This is a genomic window from Kitasatospora sp. NPDC093102 (assembly GCF_040683915.1).
Classification (GTDB): Bacteria; Actinomycetota; Actinomycetes; order Streptomycetales; family Streptomycetaceae; genus Kitasatospora.
In genome coordinates this window covers 45,687-72,180 of record NZ_JBFBFA010000040.1, presented here as the reverse complement: position 1 = coordinate 72,180, position 26,494 = coordinate 45,687, and the positions used below count along the sequence as shown (strand labels likewise).

Annotated in this window: 22 protein-coding genes and 2 pseudogenes; 19 read left to right on the top strand and 5 right to left on the bottom strand. The window is 69.5% G+C overall.

Annotated features, from left to right (window positions below; all coding sequences use genetic code 11):
- Positions 1-200 precede the first annotated feature (200 nt).
- Complete coding sequence (locus AB0O11_RS31955) at positions 201-1,196, top strand: winged helix-turn-helix domain-containing protein (protein ID WP_363393973.1); 996 nt, start codon at positions 201-203, stop codon at positions 1,194-1,196.
- Between the two features lie 53 nt (positions 1,197-1,249).
- Here the strand turns inward: AB0O11_RS31955 and AB0O11_RS31950 are convergent.
- A pseudogene (locus tag AB0O11_RS31950) lies at positions 1,250-1,543 on the bottom strand (IS701 family transposase); the annotation flags it as partial.
- A 117-nt stretch (positions 1,544-1,660) separates the two neighbouring features.
- Here AB0O11_RS31950 and AB0O11_RS31945 point away from each other — a divergent pair.
- The 7 genes from AB0O11_RS31945 (at position 1,661) to AB0O11_RS31915 (ending at position 8,974) form a co-directional block, all read left to right on the top strand.
- A complete protein-coding gene (locus tag AB0O11_RS31945; RefSeq protein WP_363393971.1) occupies positions 1,661-2,230 on the top strand; it encodes a GNAT family N-acetyltransferase in 570 nt (189 codons plus the stop codon).
- 769 nt (positions 2,231-2,999) lie between these two features.
- Positions 3,000-4,043, top strand: a complete 1,044-nt coding sequence (locus tag AB0O11_RS31940; RefSeq protein WP_363393969.1) for a hypothetical protein — start codon at positions 3,000-3,002, stop codon at positions 4,041-4,043.
- A gap of 1,081 nt (positions 4,044-5,124) precedes the next feature.
- Positions 5,125-5,829, top strand: coding sequence for a hypothetical protein (locus tag AB0O11_RS31935; protein WP_363393967.1), 705 nt, complete (start codon positions 5,125-5,127; stop codon positions 5,827-5,829).
- Positions 5,829-6,410: a hypothetical protein gene (locus AB0O11_RS31930; RefSeq protein WP_363393965.1), complete on the top strand. Its 582-nt coding sequence runs from the start codon at positions 5,829-5,831 to the stop codon at positions 6,408-6,410. Before AB0O11_RS31935 ends, AB0O11_RS31930 begins: the two co-directional genes overlap by 1 nt.
- Positions 6,410-7,456 (top strand): hypothetical protein, encoded by a 1,047-nt coding sequence (locus tag AB0O11_RS31925; protein WP_363393963.1) that lies wholly within the window; start codon positions 6,410-6,412, stop codon positions 7,454-7,456. Before AB0O11_RS31930 ends, AB0O11_RS31925 begins: the two co-directional genes overlap by 1 nt.
- Before the next feature lie 5 nt (positions 7,457-7,461).
- The gene (locus AB0O11_RS31920) at positions 7,462-8,457 is read left to right on the top strand and encodes a hypothetical protein (RefSeq protein ID WP_363393961.1); all 996 of its coding nucleotides are present in this window, start codon (positions 7,462-7,464) and stop codon (positions 8,455-8,457) included.
- Position 8,458: 1 nt separating this feature from the next.
- Positions 8,459-8,974, top strand: a complete 516-nt coding sequence (locus AB0O11_RS31915) for a hypothetical protein (RefSeq protein ID WP_363393959.1) — start codon at positions 8,459-8,461, stop codon at positions 8,972-8,974.
- A gap of 186 nt (positions 8,975-9,160) precedes the next feature.
- On the opposite strand, the gene AB0O11_RS31910 is transcribed toward AB0O11_RS31915, so the two are convergent.
- The 4 genes and pseudogenes from AB0O11_RS31910 to AB0O11_RS31895 all read right to left on the bottom strand — a co-directional run.
- A complete protein-coding gene (locus AB0O11_RS31910; protein ID WP_363393957.1) occupies positions 9,161-9,739 on the bottom strand; it encodes a hypothetical protein in 579 nt (192 codons plus the stop codon).
- 908 nt (positions 9,740-10,647) lie between these two features.
- Positions 10,648-11,436, bottom strand: coding sequence for a hypothetical protein (locus AB0O11_RS31905; RefSeq protein WP_363393955.1), 789 nt, complete (start codon positions 11,434-11,436; stop codon positions 10,648-10,650).
- Between the two features lie 3 nt (positions 11,437-11,439).
- Entirely contained in the window at positions 11,440-11,943 is a 504-nt protein-coding gene (locus tag AB0O11_RS31900) for an SMI1/KNR4 family protein (RefSeq protein WP_363393953.1), read from the bottom strand.
- Between the two features lie 406 nt (positions 11,944-12,349).
- Positions 12,350-13,152, bottom strand: a pseudogene (locus tag AB0O11_RS31895) (integrase); the annotation flags it as partial.
- Between the two features lie 930 nt (positions 13,153-14,082).
- Between AB0O11_RS31895 and AB0O11_RS31890 the strand changes: the two are divergent.
- The 11 genes from AB0O11_RS31890 to AB0O11_RS31840 all read left to right on the top strand — a co-directional run bounded on the left by AB0O11_RS31890 (position 14,083) and on the right by AB0O11_RS31840 (position 26,413).
- Positions 14,083-15,282 carry a ParA family protein gene (locus tag AB0O11_RS31890; RefSeq protein WP_363393951.1) on the top strand — a complete coding sequence of 400 codons (1,200 nt, stop codon included), beginning with the start codon at positions 14,083-14,085 and terminating at the stop codon, positions 15,280-15,282.
- Entirely contained in the window at positions 15,279-16,478 is a 1,200-nt protein-coding gene (locus AB0O11_RS31885; RefSeq protein ID WP_363393949.1) for a ParB/RepB/Spo0J family partition protein, read from the top strand. Before AB0O11_RS31890 ends, AB0O11_RS31885 begins: the two co-directional genes overlap by 4 nt.
- 162 nt (positions 16,479-16,640) lie before the next feature.
- Positions 16,641-17,699, top strand: coding sequence for an NAD(P)-dependent oxidoreductase (locus tag AB0O11_RS31880; protein ID WP_363393947.1), 1,059 nt, complete (start codon positions 16,641-16,643; stop codon positions 17,697-17,699).
- A 226-nt stretch (positions 17,700-17,925) separates the two neighbouring features.
- Positions 17,926-18,447: an ATP-binding protein gene (locus AB0O11_RS31875; RefSeq protein ID WP_363393945.1), complete on the top strand. Its 522-nt coding sequence runs from the start codon at positions 17,926-17,928 to the stop codon at positions 18,445-18,447.
- 990 nt (positions 18,448-19,437) lie between these two features.
- On the top strand, positions 19,438-19,767 hold the full coding sequence (locus tag AB0O11_RS31870; RefSeq protein WP_363393943.1) for a type VII secretion target: 330 nt from the start codon (positions 19,438-19,440) through the stop codon (positions 19,765-19,767).
- Positions 19,768-19,867: 100 nt separating this feature from the next.
- Positions 19,868-21,751, top strand: a complete 1,884-nt coding sequence (locus tag AB0O11_RS31865) for a hypothetical protein (RefSeq protein WP_363393941.1) — start codon at positions 19,868-19,870, stop codon at positions 21,749-21,751.
- Positions 21,748-22,212 carry a protease inhibitor I42 family protein gene (locus AB0O11_RS31860; RefSeq protein WP_363393939.1) on the top strand — a complete coding sequence of 155 codons (465 nt, stop codon included), beginning with the start codon at positions 21,748-21,750 and terminating at the stop codon, positions 22,210-22,212. Before AB0O11_RS31865 ends, AB0O11_RS31860 begins: the two co-directional genes overlap by 4 nt.
- A gap of 79 nt (positions 22,213-22,291) precedes the next feature.
- Entirely contained in the window at positions 22,292-22,636 is a 345-nt protein-coding gene (locus AB0O11_RS31855; protein WP_363393937.1) for a DUF6879 family protein, read from the top strand.
- Positions 22,637-23,295: 659 nt separating this feature from the next.
- A complete protein-coding gene (locus tag AB0O11_RS31850; RefSeq protein WP_363393935.1) occupies positions 23,296-24,399 on the top strand; it encodes a bifunctional DNA primase/polymerase in 1,104 nt (367 codons plus the stop codon).
- Entirely contained in the window at positions 24,396-26,012 is a 1,617-nt protein-coding gene (locus AB0O11_RS31845) for a phage/plasmid primase, P4 family (protein WP_363393933.1), read from the top strand. The genes AB0O11_RS31850 and AB0O11_RS31845 overlap by 4 nt, the downstream gene beginning before the upstream one ends.
- Positions 26,009-26,413: a DUF6009 family protein gene (locus tag AB0O11_RS31840; RefSeq protein WP_363393931.1), complete on the top strand. Its 405-nt coding sequence runs from the start codon at positions 26,009-26,011 to the stop codon at positions 26,411-26,413. Before AB0O11_RS31845 ends, AB0O11_RS31840 begins: the two co-directional genes overlap by 4 nt.
- Positions 26,414-26,494: the final 81 nt, after the last annotated feature.

Here is a 26,494-nt window from a genome sequence, read left to right as displayed (position 1 = left end):
CTGGACCGCGACACCAACGCGGCGGTCAACGTCGCCAAGGCCGCCGGACTGGCGGTATCAGCCTGTGGAGCGCAGGTAAGACCGATACTCGTACCCGCACAGCGCGAAGAAGCAGGAACCCACCCGAAGCCCCGCCCGACAACGGCCGGTCAGACGGGAATCGCCCTCCCTTAGGTGGGCGAGGATGTCAACGTTGAGGCGTGCTCCACTACACCGCTACCGTCGAGGATCTGCTGCGCAGCCGCTTCGCGCTCTCGCCGGCCTTTGAGCTCTGTGGCCTGCTGCGCCGCCTCGACGGCCGGAACGCACCACTGCCGGGCGGGTGGGCCGCACGTCTCGCGCCCGGCTTTGCGCGCCTTCGCCGCGAGACCGCCCTGGACGCCGTACTGGCCCTGCAGACCAGCTCTTCGGGCGCCAACTTCGTTGCCCCGCCGCCACGCGGGCTCACTCAGACCTGGGCCGACGACCTGGCGGCCATCCGGGCCACCCCGCTCTCCGTCGCCCGGGCCGAGATCGACCGGCTGGGACGCCGGGCGACGGTCCGCGACCCGCAGGTGCGCGCGGTGCTGGATTCGGACGAGGTGGTCGACCTGGTTGGCGACGCGCTCGACCGCGCCTGGAACGAGCTGATGGCGCCCGACTGGTCGCAGCTGCGGGCGATCTGCGAGCGCGACGTGGTGCACCGCGTCGGCGTGATCGGTGAGCGCGGCTGGCGGGAGGCGATCGAGGGCCTGGACCGGGGACTGGCGTGGAGCGGACTCAGCCTCCAGGTGCCGTTGCACTCCGAGAGCGCGGTAGTCGACCTCTCGGGGGAGGGATTGCTGATGGTCCCCTCGGTGCTGGTCTGGCCGGGCGTGGCGGCGTTCTACGACGAGCCCTGGCCGAAGGCGCTCGTCTACCGGGCGCGCGGCACCTCGGCGCTCTGGGAGCGGGCCTCGCCCGGCCCGGACGCGCAGGCCACGCTGGCCGCCCTGCTCGGGCGCTCCCGGGCGCGACTGCTGGCGGAGTTGGGGACGCCCGCCAGCACCAGTCAGCTCGCCCGCAGCCTCGGCATGGCCCCCGGCGCGGTCGGCGACCACCTTGCCGTCCTGCGGGCGTCCGGTCTGCTGGCCCGGGCGCGCTCCGGCCGCGCCGTGCTGTATCGCCGCACCACGCTCGGTGACGCGCTGGTCGAGGGTGCAACAGAAGGGATATGACGAGCAGACAAATCGATTACAAGGCCGGGTTCCTCGTCCAGGAGCATCTGAAGGTCGTAGATCCGCGGGCCATGGGCTCCCCAGCCGCAGGAACGCCGCTTCCGCTTCTGCCGGGACAGGCCCGCCACCAGGTCGTGCAGCCGGTGGTCCATCGCCCACCGGGTGACCACTGTGTCGTTGCCGGTGGTGGCCACGACGTGAAAGACGTCGGCCCGCTCGAGTTCGTGGCACCGACCCTTGCTGCAGCCGTAGCCGGCATCCGCGCTCACTCAGCGGAACGGAATCCGGTCGCCGACGGCGCGGCGGACCATCGCCCTTGCGAGCTGGACCTTGGTGGCGAACTCGACGTCGGAGACGAGCTTCTCGGTGACTGATGGTGACGTCGGGTGTTGGAACCATCCGGATGCCCTGGCGGCAGCGGAAACCGGAGTGTGTTGAGGCGGCGATCCCGGCAGGATGTGGGCATGGCTACCCCCTTGGACGTCCCGCGCCTGGCTGCCGGCGACCGTTTCGTGCTCCGCCCCTGGGAGCTCGGAGATCTGCCCCTCGTCCGGGAAGCGTCCGGCGACGACTACATCCCGTTGATCACGACCGTTCCCTCGACGTACTCGCAGGCGGCGGGTGAAGCCTTCATCCGGCGGCAGTGGGAGCGGGCATCTACTGGTAGCGGGTATCCGTTCGTCATCGTACGGATCGAGGACGGGCGTCCACTGGGGATGGTCGGTCTCTGGCTGAGGGACCGGGGTGAGGGACGAGCGTCACTGGGCTATTGGCTTGCCGGGTCGGCCCGGGGCCAGGGGATTGCGGCCGAAGCGCTCCGGGCGGTTGCCTGCTGGGCCCTCGGTGAACTGCAGGTTCCCCGTCTTCAGTTGCATGTCGAGCCGTGGAACACCGCGTCACAGCGGACGGCTGAGCGTGTCGGTTTTCAGCGTGAGGGCCTGCTCCGCAGCTGGCAGCAAGTGGGCGAGGAGCGTCGGGACATGATCATGTATTCGATGCTGGGAGTTGATCTGTCCTCACCGGCCGCAGGCTGACTTCAACGGCGTAGGTGGCCCGCCCACCGCGCCGCCCTCCGGTGCCCCCGGCTCGACTACAGCCACGGTGCCCTCACCAAGGCCGACAACCGGGTCGGCGCGACCGACGACACTGCGACGTGCGAGCTCACCCCCACCGCGCATCTGCGGTGCGTCCCACGCCCGCCCCACCCCGACGGGTTCAACAGCTGCACCTACCTGCTGGTCCAGGACGGCGAACAGCCGGTCGAGGTCCACGGCATCAGCGACCCTGTCGTGCTCCTGGACGGCCCCGCCGTCGGCCTGCCGCAGCCCACTGACGGTGAGGACGACGATCCGTGGTCCTCCCTCGGCCGGGACCTCGCCATCGCCGGACTCTGCCCCACCGCCCCGGTCACCGACCACAAGCTGGTCCTGATCGCCATCCCGATCGTCCCCACCGACTCCGTACGCCGGACCCGCCGGCCGACGCCACTACACCTGCGCATCCTGCGAGACCTCCTGGGCCGGTGGAGAGGCCGCCTGATGGAACTCCGGAAGGCCGGCAACCGGCCAGCACCCCGACATCACCGCCGCCCTCCAGCTGCCCCTGCACCGCCCTGCCAGCCACCCGGCCTGACCAACCGCCGGCCCACCGCGCGGGCCCGCGCCCCAGTGGGGCGCGCCCGACCCGTCATCAATCTCGGGATGACGCGCACCCCGCAAGCCCTGGAGCGGCTCCGAAATCCGGTGGATCCTCCACCGCAGGCGAGGCACAATCCCCGGGGAACCGGGGGCGAGGAGCGCTTGTTTGGACGTGTTCGCGTGTGCCGGGTGCTATACCGAGTTGACGGCGCCGGTGTCCCGGGTCGCTCTCCCCGTCCACACCCACCACGGGGGCTGGGAGGAGCTTCACCCTCCGCTGATGGAGCCCGCGACGTACGCCGTCGACCCACGGCCCACCGGGCCGCCTTGGCGGCTGTGGGAGGAAGTCGGAGAGGACGCGGCAGCCCGGCGGGGCGTGTACGCGCCGGTGTACTCCGTCTCCTTCGGCGCGCGGAACAGGATCGTCATTGCCCCCGGCGATTCCCGGTCCATGGCCCTGATCCCCGAGAAGTGTGAGGGTTACTGCCGGGGTGTGGACGGCCGGGCCGGCCCCAACCTGGCCTGCGAGGGGTGCGGGCAGGCCGTGGCGACCCGCGTGGACGACTGTGGATCGTGGCAGACGGTGTGGCTGGAGCCCGACGCAGTCGTACGCCGTCCCTCGGGACTCCCGGCCGGTTCGCCTCCCGACTGGGACGACCTGGAGCGCGCCGAGCACCGCGTCCCACCTGTCGAACCTGACGGGTCGTGGAGCCGCCGCTGGGAGGCTGCGGTCGGGGTCGCACTGGCCCACCTCGTGGCGGCCACCGAGAACCGCCCGGTGACCCTCCCCGCCGGCCCCGTCGCCGAGCTGCTCGGCCACGCCGTCGGCTGGTACCTCCCCACGGGGCCCGATGCCCGCTCCGTGGGACTGGCCGGCCCGGGAATCCCCAAGCCCCGGCCCCGCCCCGACGTCCTCCTCGTCCCCCGCCACCCCCTCACGGGCACGCCCTGGCGCCCGCCCGGCGACGAGGCGGCTGTGGTGCCGCTGGACAGCGGAGTCTGGGCATACCTCACCCACCCGGGCGAGACCTCGCCGATGCCCGCCACCGGAGGACTCCCCGAGCGCGTCCTGCGCGACGACTACCCTCTGCCACCCCGCCCCCAGCGCCTGCTGACGCCCCACCACGGCGCCTTCAGATTCACCCTGGTCCGGCTGCCCGCCATACGCGCACCCCGGTTGCGTAGGTATCACGACGCATACCGATCATGAACGCCTGATGGGCGATGGCGGGGCCACTTCGAACCGTCCCGGCTCCGCCGTCGCTACCAGCCGCGGTTGCCACGACGGACAGCGGACAACGGACAGAACTGGTGGACCTACGTGACTGCACGGCCCGCCATCGTCGGTTCCACAACGCCGTCGCCGGGTGGGTGACCCGACACAGTGGCCTGGTGACCCAGGTCAACGACGACCTGGACCGGGCCTACCGGACCGTTGTCCCTGCTTAGTTGCAGTGTCTCTTTAAGTTCTCTCGGCGACCTTGAGCGGCCTGTTTGCGCGTTGCAGTGGGCTGAGTCGGCTGGGTAGCGTCCCCACCCCATGGAACAAGTGATCTTCTCGTCCGTGGGGTGGGAGACATGGGGTCTGGAGTTCAGGCCGGCGCTACCCGAGGGGATGCCGCTGGTTGTCGACGAGGACCTCCTCTTCGAGGACGCAGCCGGGCTGCGTCCTTCGGTCGTGATCAACCGCTGGGCCTGCGAACTGCCCGTCAATGGCTGCCCGGCCCCGAAGTCCTGGCCCTACTACGTGCGCACCGTGCGGGAGTGGACGGACTTCGCGGCCACGCTTGGGGTCGGGCTGTTTGACGGTCGGCAAAAGTTGAAGGCCGCGCTGAGCGCCTACGCGGTTCACCGCTCCTCCGGCCCGCTGGAGGCACGGTTCGCGGCGTCGACGTGGAACCAGAGCGTCAGCATCCTGTCAGGCTTCTACCGGTGGGCGGTGGACGAGGGCTACGCCGGGGCCGAGCCGTTCACCTACAAACAGGCCATGACCTTCTTCTCCGGGGTGCCGCAGCAGGTCAGGGCGAACCTGGCCCGCAGGCGGCTGCCAAAGGAACACGTGACGGTCAAGTACCTCGCGGACGACTTCGCGGAGCTGTTCCTCCTGGGCCTGGCCGGGCTGGACCGGGCCGGTGGCCAGCTGTTCAAGGGCCGTGAGCTGGCGCGGAACGCGGCGGTCGGCAGGATGGTGCTGTCGACCGGGACTCGCTGTCAGGAGTTCACCTACCTGCTGGAGTGCGAGGTGCCGCGCCTTCCACCCGCGCCGTACGGATCTGCCGGTACCGTTCCCGGTGCCGCAGGGGGTGACCAAGGGCGGCAAGGCCCGCCAGGCGTGGATCGACTACGACGCCCTGGCCGAGCTGCACTCCTACCTCGCGCTGGAGCGGGCGGCCGCGGTCGAGGGGTCGGTCTGGAGGCCGCCGCCGCGCTGGGGCGAGCCGTTGACTGTCACCGAGGCGGACCCGAGGGGCGGGCGGGTAAACGGGCGGCGCGTGACGTGGGCGGCGATGACGCCGGCCGAGCGGCGGCGCCTGGTGGCCCCGGGCGGCGGATCGATGCTGCTGGCCGTTCAGAACGGGGGCGGGCCGTTCACCGCCTGGCCGACGGTGTTCGAGCGGACGTCGCAGCGGCTGCGCGAGCACGTTGACGCGAGGTTCCCGCACGTCTACCCGCACCGGCTGCGGCACACAATGGCGATGGCCACGATGGCCCGGCTCGTGCGCGGCTACTACGAGCAGGCGGCCCGGCTCGTGCGAGACGCCGACGACGACGCAGGCATGGCGTTCTACCTGCGCTCCAGCGAGCCGCTGCTGGTGCTGCGCGACCTGCTGGGCCACTCCAGTGCCCTGACCACGGAGAAATACCTCCACCGGCTGGACACCACGCGAATCTTCCGTGAGCTGTCCGTCAACGTCGGCGAGGAGCGCGGCCTGCTGGACGACATCGCGGCCGAGCGGGAAGCCCGGGCCGAGTTCGAGGAAGAGGAAGGGTTCTGATGCCGGCCGAAGTGATCGGCGAGCCGCTGGGGATCTCGGTCCGGTTCAGCGACGGGACGAGTTGCATGAGCTATGTCGGTGACACGCCGAATCCCGTGCTGGCCCGGGCGATGGTGACGGGGCTGGTGGACCTGGTCCACCCGCACGGGACGGTCGATTCGAAGTCCTCGGTCGTCTCCTACCTGGGGGCGGTGCGCAGGCTCACCGACGGCCTGGCCCGGTGCGGCTTCACCGGGTCGGCCGCGGACCTGACCCGCGCGAAGCTGGCCGGGTACTGGATGGCGGACCAGCACGTCGTCCGGGAAGGGCAGTGCCGGGCGATGCTCGCCCGGGCCGACGACTTGGGACATGTCCTGCGGCCGGAGGTGCGGGCGTTCGTCGACGGCCGCAGGTTTGCGGTGGGCAAGGAACGCGGGCCGGGACTTCTCCCCTACAGCGAAGGGGAGTGGGAGCGGCTGGTCGCGCTGTGCCGCTCGCAGAGGCCGCCTCGTTCTGCCGCCACCGCGAGGCCCTGGCGGTGGCGGATGCCGGATGTGATCCGGTGGTGGGCGGGTGGAGCGAGCAGAACGTGCTGTGGTTGATGAAGAACCAAGGGCCGGACGGCACGATCGGGCAGCTGACCCGCGCCATGGGCCAGAAGCGCGCGGCACGCGGCGTCATCACCGGAGCCCAGCCGCAGGACCTGCTGGAGAGCCTGTATCCGCCGCCGCGGATCGTGGTCCCGTACCGGATCCTGTTCGGCACGCTGACCGGCATCGTCCCGGACGGGATCGACGACCTCGGGGCCGGCGACATCGACTGGGCCGGCGACGAGCGGGTGCTGCTCGACTACGTCAAGGGCCGCACCGCGGGGGAGAGCCTGGCCCTGTCGCGGGCGGCGACGCGGCTGCTGGAGCAGTGGCTCGCCCCCTCGGCGCTCGCCCGTGCCTTCGCCCCCGCCGCGGACCGTGACCGGCTGTGGATCCGCTACGACGTGCGCCTGCAGTGGTGTGGGCCACCTCCCAGCCGCGGGACCTACCAGGCGTGGGTGGCCAAGAACGCCCTCGTCGACGATCTGGGCGCGCCGCTGCGTGTCCATCTGCACCGCCTCCGCACGACCCACGCCGCGCTGCGGGACCGCCGGTCGTGGCGCGGCAGCCGCCGCGCGACGATCGACCCGAACCGCAGCCCCAGTGTCGAGGGCGATTCCTACCTGACCGTCGGCACCGATCAGCAGCGCGAGGCCGTCGAGGAGATCGCCGCCACCGCGGTGGGCGACCTGGTGCGACGGGCCCAGCCGCCGCCGCTGGTCCTCGACGCCGAGGAAGTCACCGAGCTGGTGCGCGCCTACCCATGCAAGGTCGCCGAGCTCGGCCTGGACGACGCGACGCTGCACGCCCTGGTCGGCGGCGAACGCGACGTGTTCACCGCCGCCTGCGCCGACCAGCTGTCTGGCCTGCACGGCCCGAAGGGCAAACCCTGCCCGGCCCGCCCCTGGGTGTGCCTGCTGTGCCCGCTGGCGCTGTTCGCGCCCCGCCACCTGCCCAACCTGCTGCGGCTGCGCGCGTTCTTCTCCCGCCAGTGGAACCAGATGACCACCGATCACTTCATGTCCGCACGGCCGCCCTGGTCACGATCGCGGCCCTGACCGGCATGCGCACCAGCGAGTTGAAGGAACTGCCCGTTCACTGTCGGGTCGTACCGCAGGACCTCGGCGGCGGCCGCACCCGCTACCGGCTGCGGAGCACCCTGATCAAGGGCCAGAAGCTCGGCGGAACCCCAGAGGAATGGGTCACCGTCGAAGAGGCGTACCGGGCAGCCGGGCTCGCCGCCGACCTCCTGGACCCGGCGAGGGACACCACCGTCCTGTTCCCCAAACTCGCCTTCGACCGCTACTACCCGCTCCTGCGGGACTGGGTGAACGGACCCGAGGGCCGACGGCTGGGCCTGGCCCCGATCCCCGAGGACACCGTCAACCTGCGCCGGCTGCGGCGCACCCTGGCGGTGGAGATGGCGAACCGGCCCGGCGGACTCCTGGCCGCGAAGATCGCGCTCAAGCACGTCAGCGTCGCCACCACCGAGGGCTACGCCGCCCGCCCCGGCGGCGCCCAGGCCAGCCTCCTCGCCGAAGTCGGAAAACTGGAAGCCGAACGCAACAAGGACCTCACCTGGCAGGTCTGGCAGGACTACAAGGCCGGCCGGATGCCCGCCGGCCCCGGCGCCAAGAGCCTGCTCGACTTCTTCGCCTTCGTCGACAGCCGGGCGGACGGCGAACCCGGAGCGCCAGCCACCAAGCGCGGGGACCAGGAGGTGATGAACCTCCTGGCCCGACGCGCCAAGACCCTGCACCTGGGCACCGCGAACTACTGCTGGTTCGCCGACCCCGCCAAGGCGCTGTGCCTGAAACTCGCCGGCACGCCAGCCGCCGACCGGCCCCTGGTGGGGATGTGTGATGCCGCGCGCTGCCCACAGGCCACCCACCACCCCTGCCACCGGCCCGTCTGGGCCGCTGGCGCCGAGAGCAAGAAGGCGTTCATCTCCGCGATCGGCCGCGGCCAGAAGACGGAGAAGGCCAGGCTGCAGCAGGAACTCGACCGAGACCTGCGGGTCCTTGCGGGCATCGATGCGGCCCACGGAAGTGAGGCGTGACATGGGTCGTATCACCGAAGAGACCCGGGTGCGCAACGAGGTAGCCATCCGCGCGGCGATGGACCGACTGCTACGGGGCGAGATACCCGACGGCAGCCGGTGCGATCTCAAGACCCTGGCCCAGGAGTCCGGCGTCGCCCGGACCGCCTTCTACCCGAAGAAGAACCGCGCCGGAACCGTCAGACCTGGGCCCTACCAGCACCTCGCCGAGGAGTTTGTCCGCCGGCTGGCTGCCCTACGGCAGACCGGAACGTCACCGGACCCGCGCGACGCCCAGGTCGCGCGCCTCAAAGCCATCAACGCCGCCCTGCTCCATCGGGTGCGCGACCGTGACGGGCAGCTCAAGGAACTCACCGCGTTCAAGCAGCACGCCCTGTCCCGGATCGCAGCTCAGCACCTGGAGATCGAACGGCTTCGCGGCGAGCTTCAGCGGGCTTCGGCGACGGAGGCCGCTCGCAGCACACCACTGCGGGTCCTGCCAGGCACGCCCGACAGCCTGGCCCGCGGCAGGCCGTGACCGCCGCTGACCCGGGCCGCAGAAAAGGCAACTGATCAGACACCCGACAACGTGAGGTCCATCACACTGAAGCGCCTCGATGGCCGCACGAAAACGACACCGGTGACGAACAGGACGCCTCCGGTGTCTCCGCAGGACACCCCGCCCGCCGGGGCCCGGCCACCCATAGAGCGTCGCGGGACACTTCTACTCGACCCTCACGGCCTTGAACTCGGTGAACTCCGAGAAGTCGGAGATCCGCTCGTAGGCCGACAACCAGCCCTTCCCCTTCTTGTAGTTGTTCACCGTGAGGTCAGTCCCCGCCACCTTGAGGTAGAAGCCGTTCCGCGTGGGCACGATGCTCCATCGGATACGGCAGTCGGCTGCCTTGTCGAGCCTGATGTCATTGCCGGCGAGGCACCAGGTGTTGTACCCGCCCCAGTTGGAGCTGGTCGAGGTGATGGTGTAGTTGTTGCCGTCCTTCTCGAAGACCTGGGCGGTGCCGGCGTTGCCCGCGTCGTTCGTCAGGAGCACGTAGTCCCAGTTGTTGTACACCTCGAACGTCGTCCCTCGGTTCGAGTGGGTCTGGATCAGGTAGTACCGGACACCGGGAACGACGGGCTCGTCCTGCAACCTGGTGGTCGCCGAAGAAACCGCCGAAGTGCTGCGGTCGACGGCGGACTGCGCGGCCGACACCGGCGCCGACAGAGCCACCAGCGCGAGGCAGCTGACGCCGGCAGCGAGCATCCTGCGGACAGACTGACGGCCGAGCAACGTGTCCTTCATCCACTTCCTCCATGACCAGGGGTTAGCCGTTCGGACCGCAGCCAGCTTCCCCGTGATCAAAGCTTGCCAGCGAACAACACCTGCGCCGTCGGCGGAATTCACCCCAAGGAATGGCCACAGGCCGCACGCCGGTCGAACAGGCGAGAGTGCTCCGAGCGCTTGCCCACCCGGCCACTGGTGTTGCTTGGAGGCCTGCTTCGGGAAGAGCGTGACTCGGCACACGACTACGTTCTAGGGAGTCCCTGTGCGACATGGTGGCCTTGCAGCTCGCGATGGCCGCACCGGTCCGAACAGCATGCGCGCCGGACATGAAGGAGGAGGGACACGGCGGCTGCGGCGACAAGGCTGGAGCGCGGCGCCATCCTGGTGACCAATCTCAAGCTCGGTGCAGCTGCGCACGTGTGCGACAAAGCCATCCACTTCAACAGTGGCTGGACCACCACCCTCGCCACCGTCAGCCCCGCGACCGGCCTCGCCCGCGTCGCTGCCCCGGCCGCGGTCCGATCCACAGAACGAAGGGCGCGTCACCCCCGGCACTGCTGCCAGGGTTGACGCGCCCTTCTGTGTTTCTGTGGGCTGAACCCATAGCCGAGTTGTGGGCGTGGCCGGCCTTGCCCTGGTCCTGGCGATCCTGCAGACCACGGCACTGCTGGGTCATGACCCGGTTGTGGGTACCCGTGCCGGAGGTCGACTGGGGTCTTGGCCACTCGTATACAACTGCCTCTGCAGCCGGGGCCTTGCCCACTGTCCTGTCCGGATGAAGGTGTCAGGTGGCAACGCGCTGACCAGCTACGGGACAACTTCATCCGGACGGTCAGGCGTGGGTGTCCGGATGAAGTTGGTCATCGGGCCGGTGATCCTGTCGCGCAATGGCGCCCGTGAAGGCCCCAGGTGTGGGCCGTCGGTTGCTACGAGCTGGGACAGTTGGCAAACGTGTATTCGTCCGCGATGTTGAACACGCTGGCACAGCGCGGGCATTCGCCGTTCCCGAAGAGATAAGCGATTCCGCTGGCGAGTGCCTCTTGCCCGTCCCGGACGGCCGTCTCGTACATCCATAGGCCAATCCCGGAAAGCCCCTCTGGGGACGCCGGCCGCAGATCGCGTCGGTCGACGTCCCCGAGGTTCCAGTCCCGGATTGCCGAGTAGCGCCCGTAGTTGCCGATGGCGATCGTCACCTCGGCATCGCAGTGGGGGCAGGCCACGTGGTAGAAGTCGTCGGTGAAGTCCCCCACTCCGGCGCTCCAGTGGTACTGCTCCTTGGCCGCCAGCAGATCGAGGAACGCCGCGGGGTAGTCATCCGGCCGCGACGTCAGGTACAGGTCCAGCAGCGCACAGAACTCAGCGATCGTGTCGGCGCAGTCCGCGAACTGACGGTCGCAACCATGCTCTCCTGCCGCGCACTGCACGATCGTCCCGGCCAGTGCACGGGCCCGCGGGTTGCTCGACGCGAGCTGCACCAGGCGGGGAAGGGCTGCGAAGCTGGCGGGGAAGACGAGGTCGCTCTCCAGGCACAGCCGGTATCCGAGTTCCTTCCACGCCTCGGCATCGTCCTCGCGCTCGACGCGTTCCAGGAGCTCGGGAACGCGATCGACATCCCCGTAGCAGTCGCGCATCTGTGTCCAGTCCACCACGCCGGCATTCAACCGCCCGGGGGTGCCGGGGTGAATCCGCTCCGTCTCGCCAGGCTGTTCGTGCACCAGTCAGCTCTCCTGGTGGTCAGCCGACGGGGTCGGCCGGTGCCATTCGCTCTCCGGCGGCACGCCGTCCGGCCACGCGAAGCGCAACTCGCCGTTCATCGCGGCAACCAGCCACTGGGCCAGGGTGACGCCTTGCGGCCAACAATCTCCCTCTGCGTTGGACCACATCGCGCCGTCCGGGTCGCGGAAATCGATCATCGACCACATCGTGCAACCCCAGTCGTAGAGCGGTACGACTCCGGCGGGCACTCCCCCAGTGGGGTCCGGCCCGTGCTCATAGGCTTCTGCGATGTGTTCGTGCCACTGCCCCACGTCGACCGGTAGGACCCCGTCGACGGGCCCGAAGCCGCCGTTGGACACCTCGGTGTAGAGGCGTCGCAGAAGCTCGGGGAAGACGAACCCGATGACGCGTTCCGCTTCGGAGATGGCCTCTGGCGGGGCAGGCGGGGGTGCCTGCCGTTCCCGAGCGATCTTTCGGCAGGCCTCGATGATCTCGTCGTCCGTCACCGAGCGATCGTAGGGGCCGGCTCGGACAGTTGAGGCCGCCGGGGTTCCACGGGCAGATCAGGCTGTCTCGCCGTCGCACTCGTTGGCTAGCGAAGCACGGGGAACAGGCGGTGGTTCGTCTCTGGGCGACGTGGCTTCGGGTGGCGGGTCGTCTCGTCCGGGAACAGTGAGTCCCGAAGTCGCCAGTGATGGGAGAGGAATCGGTAGGTGCTGAGCTGATGTCGGAGGTATTCGATCAGCGGGTCGTTCTCAGCCAGGATGATTCCTGTGGGGATGCCTCGTGCTTCGAGCTCCCGGGCATACCGCTCTCCGCCATTGGGTTGGGTGTAGACGACGTGCTCCCAGTAGTTGGATGCGAGGAGCCCGGTGAGCACGACGATCTCACGGTGGAGCACGACTGGCAGTACTGGGCGCTGTCGTACATCCGGTGGTTGATCTTGATGCCGTAAGCGTTGACGACACGCCAGGTGGCCGGCAGAAGCTCGATGAAGTCCTCGGCCCCGAGCGCCACGGGGCAGTAGCCCGCGGCAGGAGCAGTGCGGCGTACTTCTCGTTCGGCGTGTGCGGCCGACCGGGCGCTGACGGGTCGCGCAGACCGTCGTGGGGGCGGTTCTGCCAGTGGGAGACGATCCATTCGTCGAGGAGTTCCTGCAGCTGCAGCATCGACCAGAGCGGTTCCGCTTCGACCTTCGCGCCTCGCCGTTCGACGGACGAGCCCAGATATCCCGACACGAACTGGCAGAACAGCGTCCCCACGGATCCGATAGTCCGCTCGATGTGCGGCTTGTCGGTAGGCGTTCCCGGGTGCGCGGGCTGGAGGCTGATCCCGAGAGACCGGCAAGCGGTTCTGAAGTTGTTCGACACGAAGACCTTCCCGCCGTCGAACACGATCGTCTCCGGCACGATCACCGGTCTGGCGGCGGCGTGCCGAAACCGCTGGTCGAGTTCGAGGAGATGGCGATGCGGCAGAGCCGAACGCGACATCCGTAGGGCATCCGACCAGCCCGGGCGCATCGGTTCCGGGGTCACGGCACGCGCCAGGAGGAGGCAGGCATCCACCGACTTGGCCGCCGGCCGCAGTACGGCCGCTGGGATCGTGCGGGTCGCGAGGTCGACGATTCCCGTCAATTCGACGCGGCCCGGCGTCCCGTCGTCGAGCACCACCATCACGTCGAGCGGAGTCGAGTCGATCTCGACCAGTTCCCCCGGTCTGACCCGAATCCGCAGGTAGTGGTGCGGTGTAGCGGCTGATACGACGACAGGTGTCCGTGCCGGTTTGAGATGATCGAGGTTCTCTACGCCTGATCGCTCTACCAGCAAGGACACCTGCCAGGTGAACAAGATATCGCGTCGCCGTACCGCCTTCCGCACCCCCGGTAGGCGCTGGACCCGGCTGAACGCCCAGCTGGGCGGGGTGGACGGGTCGCTGACCGAGAACGGCGGGCTGATGCTGGTCGCGGAACGTGTGTGGACCCGCTCGCGGCGACCTTCTCGCCAGCAGATCTTGAACGGCTGTGACGCGATGCCCACCACGGACGGCATGAAGTCCAACCGGATCACTTCTGCTCGTTCCAACCAGGACTCATAGCCCACGTGGTCCCCGGTGGTGGCGGTCCACCACCGGCTGGTGAAGTTCTTCTGCCCCTTGAAAGCCGGGAAGCTCCGGATCGGGCCGACCAGTTCGAAAGGCCGGTCCCAACACGCAGACAGGCAGCCCCGTTGCGGCGTACCCGCCTCGTCCAGGTAGACCAGCTGGATCGGGTCCACCCCTGCCTGACCGGCCATCTCCGGCACACCCACACCACCACCACCCCCAACCTCGGCCACTACTCCGGAAGGTAGGGGCCAGAGGCATCAAGGCAGACAACTTCACCCGGACAGTCACCCGAACGAGGACAACTACACCCGGACAAACGCGAGAACAAGGCCAACTTCAGCCGGACAGGGCCAACTGCGCGCGGACAGGACACCCACATTTCAAGGTCCGGGTGGTACAGGACAACGTGACGCCGGATTGGCTGAGTGGGTCTGATCGGAAGCAACGGTGTAAACGTCGTTTACACCGAAGGGGAAGAGAGACCGGACGACACACGGCTGCGTGATGTGCCTAAACCAGCCCGGCGCCACTATGGTGACGTCATGATGTCTCAAAACTCCGGAGGAGAGCGGGAAAAGGTTGCGTCTAAGCTTCCTGTAGCCCTCCGCCAGGAACTCAAGACCCGGGCCGCGCAGCTCGGCATCGACATGCAGGACGCCGTCGCCCAGGCCGTCGAGCAGTGGCGCGCCCGGTCAGCGGACAGCAACCCGACCATCGACACGGCCGGGGCGGAGAGCTGGAACACGTGGCTTCCCGCCGGCCTGTATGACGCGTTCAAGAACGACTGCGCTGACCGGGGCATCTCCTTCGTGCAAGGCCTCGCCCAGGCGGTCCGTGTGTGGATTGACTCCCACAGCGTCTCTCTCGCCGAGCTGACGATCCCCAGGTACACACGGCGGATCATCGTCTGCAACCAGAAGGGCGGCGTCGGCAAGACCACGATCGCCGCCGGGACGGGCCAGGCCATAGCGCTGGGCCTGCCTGCCAGCACGGGCGCTTCGAAGCTGCTCGCGCTGCCGGGGCTGCGCACCCTGCTCGTCGACTACGACCCGCAGGGCCACCTGACCTCCCAGCTCGGCGTCAAGCAGATCCCGCCGGGCGAGGAGAGCCTGGTGACCCACATGGTCGACCGGGACCGCGTGGCGGGCTCGCTGCTCGACCAGGTCGTGGAAATCGAGCCGAACCACTTTGAAGGTCGCCTCAGCCTGCTGCCCTCGAGCTTCGACGCGTTCCTGCTCGACTCCCGGCTCGGCTCCGTGCGGGGGCCTCGCGAGACCAGCCTCCAGCGTGCTCTCGCCCCGCTCGAGGAGCACTTCGACGTCATCGTGATCGACGCTCCCCCGAACCTCGGCCTGGCGATGGACGCCGGCCTCTACTACGGGCACCGTCGCAAGAACGAGGCGGCCGGCGCCTCCGGCGTCCTCGTCCCGGTCGAGGCGGAGGACTCCTCCGCGGACGCCTACGCCATGCTCGATAGCCAGATCCGTACCGTCAGCCTCGACTACGAGGTCGACATCGACCGGCTCGGCCTCGTCGTCAACAAGTTCGACAAGCGCAAGGGCTACGTCGCCACCCACTCCCTCGACAACTGGCAGTCGCTGGGCACACCGCCCGTCGTCTCCGTCGTCCCCGACCTCAAGGAACAGCGCGAGGCCGTCCACGTCAAGCAGCCGCTGCTCATGTACGCACCCACATCCATCCAGGCGCAGCGCATGCGCGAGATCCGACGGAGGCTCGCGTGAGCATCGCCAAGAAGCTGCAGGCCGGCGGAGGGTCGTTCGGGGCGTTGGCCCAGGGCACGGGGCGCGAGGACGAGGTGCGGGCACGCAGCGAGGCGCTGGACGCCACGGGCCGGGTGCGGCGTGCATCGTCGGCTCCGGTGTCCTCGATCGTCTTCAACCCGCTCAACCCGCGGAAGACCATCGACAGCGAGTCGATCGACGAGCTCGCCGAGAGTCTGGCTCGCCAGCAGATCGTTCCGGTCACCGTGGTGAGCCGTGCGGCTTTCCTCGACGCACATCCGGACCAGGCGGAGGTGATCGGTGAGGCGGACTTCGTTGCGCTCGACGGCAACCGGCGTCTGAGGGCCGCGCAGAAGGCGGGGCTCAAGACCCTGCGTGTGGACCTCAACGACGATCTGGTCTCCCGTGCTTCGGACATGGTCGAGGCGGCTCTGATCGCCAACGCCCACCGCGAGGACGTGTCGCCGTTCGAGGAAGCTCAGGCGATCGAGCAGCTGCTGGACTCGGTCTACGACGGCAACCAGGCCGCCGTGGCGCGGGCGCTGGGCAAGTCCCGTGCGTGGGTGGGACAGCGGTTGGCGCTGCTGCACCTGTCCCCCGAGCTTCAGGAGCAGGCGGGGGCCGGGGAACTGGCCATCGAGGATGCACGCAGGATCGGTGCTGAGGCACGGTCGGGGAAGATCACCCCGGCTGAGCAGCTTGAGCGGGCCGAGTCCGCGAAGAAGACGACAGCCGACAAGCTGGCGGCGAAGGCGGCGCGAGCGGGCAAGCGCGCGGACCGTCCGACGGGAGAGAGGGCGGACCGTGCCTCGACGCCTACCAGCGGGGGCGACGGCGCCGAGGACGGTGTAAACGGCGTTTACACGCCGGCGACGGTCCAGTCCTCCGAGGGCCGCCCCTCGGAAGGGGCCTCGGGTGTAAACGGCGTTTACACCTCGGGCCTGCCGGACCAGCGTGACGCCAGTACCGATGAGAACGGCCGAACTGCGTCTTCTGCGGAGATGCCCTCTATTGGCCTGCTGCAGAAGGCCCAGCAGGTCGCGTCAGGTGGAACCGGCGTTCCCGACTGGCGTGACCTCGAAGGAGTGGCGACCTGGCTCTGCCGTTTCCTCCAGCCCGACGAGCTGAGGGTCGTCGCCACCACGGTGCTGGACCGACTGGACGAGTACGCGCCGGAGCCTACGGCCGGCAGCTGATCAGCAAGAGAGCCCCCGACCGGCGGCCCGACACCTGATGGTGTCGGGCCGTCTGCGGTTGAGAACGTCCGCCAGTAGGTGCGGGATCGGGCTGGGCATGAGGGCTCTCAGTGATCAGTCCCTCGACCGCAGTAGGGTCCACGCAGGGGAAAGGGGGGCCACATGGAGCGGGCCCGAGTCCTGCTGCTGGATGCGGCTCCTGGCGAGTTGCTTGGTCGGGAGCTGGAGCGTCTGCTGGGCCACGGACTGGCCGTCACGCTGAACCTTCAGCGGGTAACCGATCGCGCCGGGACGCGGACTGCCTGGGCCGGCCGGGTGGACTTCACCGATTTCGATGCCTTCGACGAGTCCGCGCTGCTCGCCGAGACTGGCCGGGACGGACTCGGCTACCACGCGGTCAAGTCCCGCGCCGGTGTGCCACTGCGCGCGGCGTTCCTCGCGGCGGCGACGAACACGAAGCTCGCGAACAGGCTTCGCGTGGTCGGCCGGGCCGGGGCGGGCACCGATCACGTCGAGTTGGCGGCCGCAGCCCGTCACGGGGTCGCTGTCACCCACACCCCGGGGTCCAACGCGAATGCGGTCGCCGAGTTCGCTCTCGCCCAGCTCCTCGCTCTGACCCGGGATCTCCCGGCACACAACGAGGCCGCGCACCATGGCAGCTGGCGTGCACCGGCCGCACCGGCGATAGAGCTGTCGGAGCTGACCCTCGGCATTGTCGGGCTCGGGCGGATCGGCCTGGCACTGGCGGAGCGGGCGACCGCCCTGGGCATGGAGGTCCAGGGCCTCTCGCGGCAACCGCGCGAGGCATCGGTGCCCCAGGCCCGTTCCCTCACCGCGCTGCTGGCGACCAGTGATGTGGTCTCGCTGCACCTGCCGCTCACTCCGCAGACTCGAGGGCTGGTCGGGCGGGCGGAGCTTGCGCTGATGCGTCCGGGGTCGGTCCTGCTGAACACCGCCCGGGGTGGGATCGTTGACGAGCAGGCGCTGGCCGATGCGCTGCGCGACCCCGCGCACCCGCTCGCGGCAGCCGCCATCGACACCTTCGAGCACGAGCACGCCGCCTTCGCCTCGCCGCTCTTCGGCCTGTCGAACGCCCTGCTCACCCCTCATGTCGCCGGGATGACCAGGAACGCCATGGCCACGGCGGCCCTGCACTGCGCGGACCACATCGCGGCCCTGCTTGCCAACCGCCCGGACGGCGTACCTGTGGTGACCATGTGACGGTGGCCTCCGACATGACGAGACTCCTCGCCCACCGTTCCGGGAGCAGACCGCACGGGCCCGGGCAGGCGGCACAACTCGCCCAACCCGTGCGGCTCTCCTCGCGTCACGGGCCGACCACCACCGCTCTCGTCATCGCCTCCAAGCCCTTGAAGTCGAGGACCAGCAGGTGTGCGCTCAGGAAACCCCGAGCGCGACCGCCCGCCTGTCCGTTAGCTTCACCCACGTGGAACAAGTGGATCTTCTACCGCATCTGGGCGGGACGGAGCGTGGCGTCGTCGTGATGATGTGCGGCCTGCCCGGCTCCGGCAAGAGCACCTACGCACAGGCCCTTGAGGGCCGCGGCTACACCAGGCTGTCGATCGACGAGGTGGTGTGGACGCGCATCGGTCACGACGCGGCCGACCTCGACCCGGCAGAGTACGAGCGGCTCAAGTCCGCCATCGAGCAGGAGCTGTGGAAAGAGCTGACCCGATTGATGGAGGCGAAGCTGCCTGTCGTCATCGACTACAGCTTCTGGAGCCGGGCCACCCGAGACCGCTACAAGCGCGCGATCGAGAACCACGGATGCCGATGGGAACTGACCCATCTCAGGACCGATCTCGAAACCCTGCGACGTCGGCTGGCCACCCGCAGCCGGCGGAACGACGCGAACAGCGTCACCGTCTCCGATGAACTCCTGGAGCGCTACTCCGCCAACTTCGAGGAACCCATCGGCGAGGGAGAGCGCGTCATCGTCCAGGAATAGTTCCCGGGGCCGTAACCGTCGCCTGGCTGCTCGCCCAGGACGGGCAGGTGGGGGAAGGCCTTCGCCCGCCTGCGCCCGCTGCCCGGCCCGTGGGCCGCGACCGACCTGGCCGAACCGCTGATTCGGCAGGGGCGCTTCGCCTAGGCCATGGCCGTCATCCCCGATGTGGCCGCCCGGCGGGGAGGAGGAGCGGCGCTTCTGGACGGACTGGGAGGAGCGCGAGAAGGCTGCCGCGGGGGGCGCTGCGAGGAGCCGTCGTTCTGACGGCCCGTTGGGCCGTTTGTCTGGCTTCGAGTTCAGGGGGCAACGGTCAGGGGCGCTCAGGAGGCCGCTGCCGTGCCTTGGGGCGGCCCGACTCGGCGAATTGCATGTCCATGGCGGAAAATTGGTCTCCAGAAAGCCCCCTTCTGACGCCTTTCGATGCGCGGTCGGTATGAAGGGCTGGCTGGCCGGTCGATAGGACGCCAGGGGGCCCTTCCTGCGATTTTGATCATGATCGACATCGATCCGGCCACGCGCAGGACCGGCACGGGGCCGCTCGGGGCGCCGACCCGGCTCTCCAATCCCGGCCTGACGGTGCCGAGGGCCCGGAAGCCCCTCGACGGGCGGGCCGAGCAGCACACACAGGCGCCCACGGCTGGCTGCTGGTCGTGCTCGGCTTCGGCGCCTGGACCCGCGGCTCGGAGCCGGCGGTGCTGAACCTCACCGATGTCCGGGTGGCTGGCGGCCCACAGCGGCCGGGGGTGTACCCCCGCACCGGCAAGCGGCTGGTCGGCGCCGCCGGGTTCGGTACCGGCGACGACGACGCCCGCCGACGCCGGCCGGGGCGTTTCACCAAGACTTCCTCTTGGTCTTGTGCCTGTTCCGCATGAATCCAGGGGATCGTGCGTGCGCCCTTGCCTGTGGACGTTCTTCCAGGTCGGGGGCAGTGAGGTCGACGCTATGCTGTCCGGCGCTCCACGGACCGTGTCGGACAGCTTTGGGGGGATCATGGGCAGCGACGTTGCCGGGACCGGGTTCAGCGCCCATCCGGAGAAACTCGGGGACGCGGGCGACCAGCTGATCACGGCCGGCACGGACGTGGGCTCGGTGAAGCACGCACTGGGCAAACTGAGCATGTCCGGCGAGGGGACCTTCGGCGAGTACGGCGCGGGCGATGCGGCCAAGGCGTTCTGGCAGGCCTGGCAGGCCTGGCAGGACGAGCTGGGCGTGAACGTCGACGCGCTGAAGGACCTCGGCGGCAAGGTGCACACCACCGCGGCCAACTACTCCAACACCGACCACGGTGTCGGCCAGCAATACCAGCAGCAGGGGGCGTGACGGTGGCCGACCACGACGCCCACCCCCTGGGCGAGAAGCTGGGGAGCCAGCGGCAGCAGACTGAGCGGCTCAAGAAGACCATCGACGACTCGCACGGCATGTGGGCGCGGGCGACCTCAAGTACGCCGTCCACGACACACTGCAGCTGCCCGCCCCCAAGGGCGACCCGGGCAAGCTCGGCGAACTCGCCGCCGCCTACAACTCGGCCGGCAGCCAGCTGGACCTGATCGAGATGAAGGTGGAGAAGGTCGCCTCCCAGCACCTGCCGGACGTCTGGACCGGACAGGTCGGAGAGAAGGCGGCCGAGGTGGTCAAGGCCTCCGCCGACGACCTGCCGCGCTGCCGCGACATGCTCGGCAAGGGCCGTGACCAGCTCAACGCGCTGGCCACCACCCTGCGCGAGGCGCAGGCCCTGCACGGCCAGGGCGCCGCACCGCTCAGCGAGGCGCTAAAACTGCTGCACGACATCACCGTCGCCGGCGCGCCCGACCTGATCCACTGGGACGACGACAAGATGCACACCGCCCACGCCAAGGCGAAGGACGGCATCAAGTCCATCGTCGACGCCGCGGTGAAGGCCGAGAGCGCCGGCCGCGCCGCCGCCCGCGAGCTGAACGCGCTCGCGAGCAAGGCGCTCGCCGCCCGCTTCAAGAACAAGGGACTCAGCGCCGCCGACAAGCTCGTCATCGTCGACGCGGCCCTCTACGGCAACCGGCAGTACGGCGACATCCTCACAGCCAACGACGTGACCCGGGCCGGCCAGTTCATGGACAAGATGACCGACGCCGACCGGGAGCGCTTCCATCAGCTGCTGGCCGGCACGAAGTCCCCGGAGGAACGCGCCTACCTGATGAAGGCCCTGGCCGTCGGGCACAGCTACGACGAGATCAAGGCCTTCGACGACCAGATCCACGAGCACGCCGACAACCCCGGTTGGCTCGCCGAGCGGATCTCCCCGGTCCAGCTCAACTCGCCCTCCGCCCAGACCGCAGGCACGGGCTACCAGGGCGTCGCCTGGGACCAGGGCCAGCACTCGACCTGCGTGGCCGCCTCGACCGTCACCGCCCGCGCGATGGTCGACCTGCTGTTCGCCTTCCAGCTCACCACCGGCGGCCACCCCGGCGACCCGAAGTACGACAACGGCCAGGCCGCGAAGGACCGCTGGGACAAGGAGACCAACCGGGTCTACGACGAGCGCGGCTGGTGGCACAAGTGGGCTGACGGGATGTACGACTACGAGTCCAAGGACGTCGCCAACGGCGAGATCGCCGCACACACCGGCGCGCAGTACCGCAGCGTGGACCTCGACAGCCGCGACCAGCGGCAGGAGGCCCTGGCCGAGATCGAGCAGAAACTCGACGAAGGCAAACCGATCCCGCTCTCCGTCCACGGCGGCCCCTTGGTACGACCCCCACGGCCATCAGATGATGATCATCGGGCACAAGGGCGACCGGCTGGAGATCTACAACCCCTGGGGCTACACCATCTGGGTCAGCGAAGCCGATTTCGTCGACAACCACATGCAAGGCGCGTCCGACGACCGGCCCCGAAGTCGAAAGCGTCCGAATGCCCAAGTGAGGCCTTGTTGAGTGCTCCTTCCACCCCTCCGTCCATGAGCGACAGCCAGCTGGCCGACCTCGACGTCGGGGTCCTCCTGCGCTTCGGGCTCCCCTCACCGGGACCGCACCGCGCCACGCTGTTCGGCGATGGCGCGGTGACCGCCGCGACCACCGTGGACCGGCTCGGCGTGATGCCGCACGCCCTGGTCTTCCTCGGGGAGGTGGTGCGTTCCGGCGGCACCCGGTTCGCGGCCGCCCTGCCCGAGCCGCCGCCGGGCCAGGCAGCGGCTGTGGCACGCGGCTGGCTGGCGGCGGCCGCGATGGCCGTCGGGGACACGGCCGGGGACCGGCTGGTCGCCCGCTGGCTCAACGCGGTCGCCGCCGTCCTGGCGCTGCGAGTCACTCACCGGGAGGCGGGCTCGTGAAGAAGTGGCGCCGGATCCTGCTGGTGGTGACCGCGGTGCTGGCCGTCGCGGTCACCGTGGGCGCGGTGGCGATCCACCGGATGACCACCGGCACACTCGACCACGGCACGGTGTTCACCCAGGCCTCGGGCGACCTGGTGGTCAAGCCCGGCGAGCTCTTCTCGATCGAGGTGTTCGCCTACCGGGAAGCGGGCGACAACTGGACCATGGCCACCCCCGGCCCCGACCCGACCGTCGTCCAGGCCACCGGAGACGAGTACGTCGACAACTTCGGCTTCGAAGACCTGGTCGGCGCCACGGGCTCGCTGGGTTCCGGCGGCCACTACTACTTCACCTTCCGCGCCCAGAAACCCGGCCGCACCACCATCACCGTGCACGTCGCATTCCGCGATCACCAAGGGATGACATTCTCCGGTGGGCCGGGCCAGACCGAACGCCAGTTCACCGTCGACGTCCGCTGAGGCCGATCGGTGTGCACAGCGTCTCCTACGTCAGGGGCCCTGTGCACACCGACCTCGTGGCACGTGAGCGGGTGAACAGGTGCGCTGGCTGCCGCGCCGCCGGGTCTTCGATCCCACGTTGCGGGAGAACGACCTCTGGCTGTTCGACGGAGCGATCGTCCGCTGCAACCACTTCACCGGCGACGAGACCTCCGCCGCCCCGGAGGTGGGCGAGAACCCCGCCGACGCCAGGAATCAGCGGTGCAGCCAGATCGCTGAGGAGCGTGCCAGATCCTCAGGCAAGTCGGTGCTTGAGTCGCTTGGGTCGCTGAGTCGCTGGCCGACAGGTTGCCCACTGGACCGACAGCCTGCGGTCAGGGAGAGGACCGCCAATCTCGTGGGTCTGGTGCAGCACCTGGAAGGCGACAGCGACCCAAGCGACTGACGGTAAAGGTCTCCACCGCTACCTGGGCTGCTACCTGGCAAGGGAGCCTGCCCGTTCCGGTCCCCCGCACGGTTCCACTCCTCAAGAGCGGGTCGCTGGAGCTACCGAAGCGACCCAAGCGACCCACCTCCGGACCTTCGGACGGACCTGACACGCGCGACACGCCGGGGGAAGCGCCCCGAGAGACTCAGTCGCTTTCAGTCGCTGGGCTTCAGTCGCTCCACAAAACCCCAGGTCAGGGCACATATACTCACCCAAACAGCGACCGAAGCGACTCAAGGTTGGGTATATGAAGACATTCCCGTGTGCGTGTGCGCGTTATAGAACCGGGCTTCAGTCGCTTCAGTCGCTGTTTGCTGTGAAAATCGCCTCTGACCTGCGAAAACGTCAGAGTACCCAAGACAGCGACCGAAGAGACTCAGTCGCTCCCCCAGGGTTTGGTCGCTGAGTTTGCCCGCAACCCCCGGTAGTAACGGTTCGCACGTCCTCGCTCGGCTAGTCTGTGTGAGCTATCTTCTGAACTTCGGTCGCTTCAGTCGCTGATCCGGTGCCCACCAGTGCCTTGACCTGGCTTTTTGCCCTCAGCGACTGAATGAGCGACTCAAGTCCGAGCAGCTACCGAACAACGAGCAGCCACCGAACAAGGGGAAGGGACCAGCGTGACGGCGCCGATGGCCGTGGGGAGCGACCGAGCGGACCGCCAGCCGGCGGCGCTGGCAGTTGCCCGCTGGTGTGCCGTCCAGGGCTGGCCCGTCCACCCCCTGGCCCCGGGACGCAAGACCCCGCCCGCCAACTGCCGCCCCTGCCAGGACTCCCCCCACTCCCCCTCCGACTGCCCCTGCCCCGCGGCAGGCCGTTGGTGCCACGGCTTCCATGCAGCGACTCTGGACCAGGGTGTCCTCACCGCCTGGTGGCGCGTCAACCCGGACTTCGGAGCCGGCGTCGCCTGCGGCCCGGCCGGTCTGGTGGTCATCGATGTGGACAGCCACACCGACGTCGTCCCCGCCCGCGACCGCATCCTGCCAGGCATCCCCATCCACGAGGACGTCGACCTCGAAGGGCTCGAGAACGGCTACCACACCCTCGCCCTGCTGGCCGCCCTCCGCCGTGCTCCCGACCCCACGACGGACGAGGGAACCCTGCGCGTACGCACCCCCTCCGGGGGCCTGCACATCTGGTACCAGGACCACACCGACCGCCGGTTCACCTGCTCCACCGGTTCCTCCGCGGGCCGCGCCCTGGCCTGGCAGGTCGACGTCCGGGCCCACGGCGGCTACATCGTCGCCCCCGGGACCGTCACCGCCGCCGGCACCTACACCCCGCTTCCCGGAGCCCGGACCCCCGCCCCGCTGCCCGAGTGGCTCAGCGAGGAACTCATCCGTACCGGACACCTCAAGGACCGGCCCGGCCGACCGAGCCTGCCGCAGCCGGCCGTCCCCGACCGTGCCCGCCAGGCCGTCGTCGCCGCCGGCGGCGGAAAGCAGGGCGCGGAGAAGGTGCTCGACACCGTGCTCCAGGAGGTCACCGACTGTGCCACCACCCCCGAGGGCGCGGGCTTCACCGGCAAGCTCAACCGCGCCGCCTACACCGTGGGAGGTCTGGTCTCGGCCGGCCACCTCACGCACGCCGCCGCCGAGCAACTCCTCCTCGACGCGGCCCGCACCGCCCGTCCCGCCCAGGACAGGCACAACTCCGCCGTCATCCGTTCCGGCCTGGCAGCCGGGACCCGGCAGCCCCTGCACATCGGGAAGGCCCGCGGATGACCGACAGCACCCGCCGCAAGAGGACGGTCTTCGACCCCGTGGCCACGGCGCAACAGATCCTGGACTACCCGCCCGTCCCAGGCCCCTCACAGCCGCCCTGGCACGGCACCGCCGTCCAGGAGAGCCTCCTCGACCCCGCGCCCCCACCAGCCGCCCACGCTGCCGCGCTTCCGCAGGCGGCCGTGGAGCCCGCGCAGGGCTCTGCGGGGGGCCCGCAGGCGACCTCCCACGGCCTGCTGCCCGACTCCCTCTCCGACCGCGGCAACGCCAAGCTCTTCGTCCACCTCTACGGACGCGACTACCGCCACGTCCCCGGCCTCGGCTGGTACCGCTGGTCCGCCCACCGCTGGCAGCTCGACGAGGACGACACCGTCCTGTGGGCCGCCGGCGAGATGGCCGAGAGCATCGCCACCCACGACCCGCGCGGCCTCTACACCAACACCGACCTGCGCCGGCACCGCCGCCGCGCCCTGTCCACCTCCGGCATGAACGCCATGCTCGCCCAGGCCAAGTCGGCCCCCGGCATGGTCCTCAACGCCGCCCTCCTGGACGCCGACGCCTACGCCCTGTGCACCCCCGGCGGCGTGGTCGACCTGCGCACCGGCGCCATCGTCCCGCCCGACCCGAAGGTCCACCACCACTCGCGTTCCACCACCCTGGCCCCGGCCCGGATGCGCACCCCGCGCTGGGACCGCTTCCTGACCGACACCTTCGGCGACGACAAGGAAGGCCGCCAGACCCGCGACTTCCTCCACCTGCTGCTCGGCTACTCGATCAGCGGCGACGTCGGAGCCCAGGTCATGCCCTTCCTCTACGGCCAGGGCAAGAACGGCAAGTCCGTCCTGCTCGACGTCATGATCCAGCTCCTCGGCGACTACGCCGACGCGGCCCCGCCCGGCTTCCTCATGGCCAAGACCTTCGACGGCCACCCCACCGACCTCGCCGAGCTCCACGGCCGCCGCATCATCGTCTGCTCCGAGCTCAAGCCCGGCGACCGCTTCGACGAGGCGCGGGTCAAGCTGCTCACCGGTGGCGACAAGATCAAGGCCCGCCGGATGCGCCAGGACTTCTTCTCCTTCGAGCCCACCCACAAGCTCTGGCTGCTCGGCAACCACCGCCCCGAGGTCGGCACCGGCGGCTTCGCCTTCTGGCGGCGCATGCGCCTGATCCCGTTCGAGCGGGTCGTCCCCGAGGAGCGCAAGATCGACAACCTGGCCCACGTCCTCGTCGCCGAGGAGGGCCCCGGGATCCTGGCCTGGCTCATCGAAGGCGCCCGCCGCTACTTCGCCGGGGAGAAGGACCTCGCCGGCCCCCAGGCCGTCCAGACCGCCACCACCGCCTACGCCGAGACCGAGGACCACGTCGGCCGCTTCCTCAAGGAGGCGTGCGTCACAGGCGAGGGCATGCGTGCCGAACAATCCCAGCTCTTCGGCGCCTACACCCGTTGGTGCGGCTTCGAGGGGGCCAATCCCGTATCCGGGCGTGCCTTCGCCGCACGAGTTCGGGAGACACTGGGTATGACCTCTCCCAAGGAGATGGTCCTGTCCAACAGCCGCAAGTACTACCCGGGCATCGGCCTGATCACCGACGACACAGAGGAGCACAACGCGTGAGCGCGCTGATCGACCCGGCCGAGCTCGCCCACGAAACCGACCTCGTCTGGCTGGAGGACACCTCCGACCTCGACTACGTCCGTCAGTCGCTGGACCGCCTCACCACCCGCCGCGGCCGCCCGGCCTACCACCGTGACGGCCGCATGGTCGGCTACGCCGTCCTCGGCCCCGACGCCAAGTCCTCCCGGGCCTCCGGCACCTTCCGCCGCCGCGTCTTCTGGCTCCTGCCGCACGACCGCGACCAGGACCCCGAGGGCCTCTACTCCACCGGCGCCCCCTCCGAGGCCGTGGACCCGCGTACCGTCGCACCCAGGGTCAAGGGCTACAAGACCGAGCGCTCCGAGGGCGGTCCGGCCTCCCCCGCCATGCTCGAACTGGGGATAACGCTTCCGAAGGCCTGACAGCCCGAGGACGCGGCACCTCGACGAGGCGCGGCCCGGAAGCGGGCCGCCCCCCCGGCGCGGGGGGCCGACCAGGAAGCA

Excerpts from the sequence above, each read along its gene's own strand:
- AB0O11_RS31925 (WP_363393963.1), top strand. The coding sequence starts at position 6,410 with ATGAAGAACCAAGGGCCGGACGGCACGATCGGGCAGCTGACCCGCGCC.
- AB0O11_RS31930 (WP_363393965.1), top strand. The coding sequence starts at position 5,829 with ATGCCGGCCGAAGTGATCGGCGAGCCGCTGGGGATCTCGGTCCGGTTC.
- AB0O11_RS31910 (WP_363393957.1), bottom strand. The coding sequence starts at position 9,739 with ATGAAGGACACGTTGCTCGGCCGTCAGTCTGTCCGCAGGATGCTCGCT.
- AB0O11_RS31920 (WP_363393961.1), top strand. The coding sequence starts at position 7,462 with ATGCGCACCAGCGAGTTGAAGGAACTGCCCGTTCACTGTCGGGTCGTA.
- AB0O11_RS31880 (WP_363393947.1), top strand. The coding sequence starts at position 16,641 with ATGGAGCGGGCCCGAGTCCTGCTGCTGGATGCGGCTCCTGGCGAGTTG.
- AB0O11_RS31890 (WP_363393951.1), top strand. The coding sequence starts at position 14,083 with ATGATGTCTCAAAACTCCGGAGGAGAGCGGGAAAAGGTTGCGTCTAAG.
- AB0O11_RS31945 (WP_363393971.1), top strand. The coding sequence starts at position 1,661 with ATGGCTACCCCCTTGGACGTCCCGCGCCTGGCTGCCGGCGACCGTTTC.
- AB0O11_RS31915 (WP_363393959.1), top strand. The coding sequence starts at position 8,459 with ATGGGTCGTATCACCGAAGAGACCCGGGTGCGCAACGAGGTAGCCATC.
- AB0O11_RS31845 (WP_363393933.1), top strand. The coding sequence starts at position 24,396 with ATGACCGACAGCACCCGCCGCAAGAGGACGGTCTTCGACCCCGTGGCC.
- AB0O11_RS31870 (WP_363393943.1), top strand. The coding sequence starts at position 19,438 with ATGGGCAGCGACGTTGCCGGGACCGGGTTCAGCGCCCATCCGGAGAAA.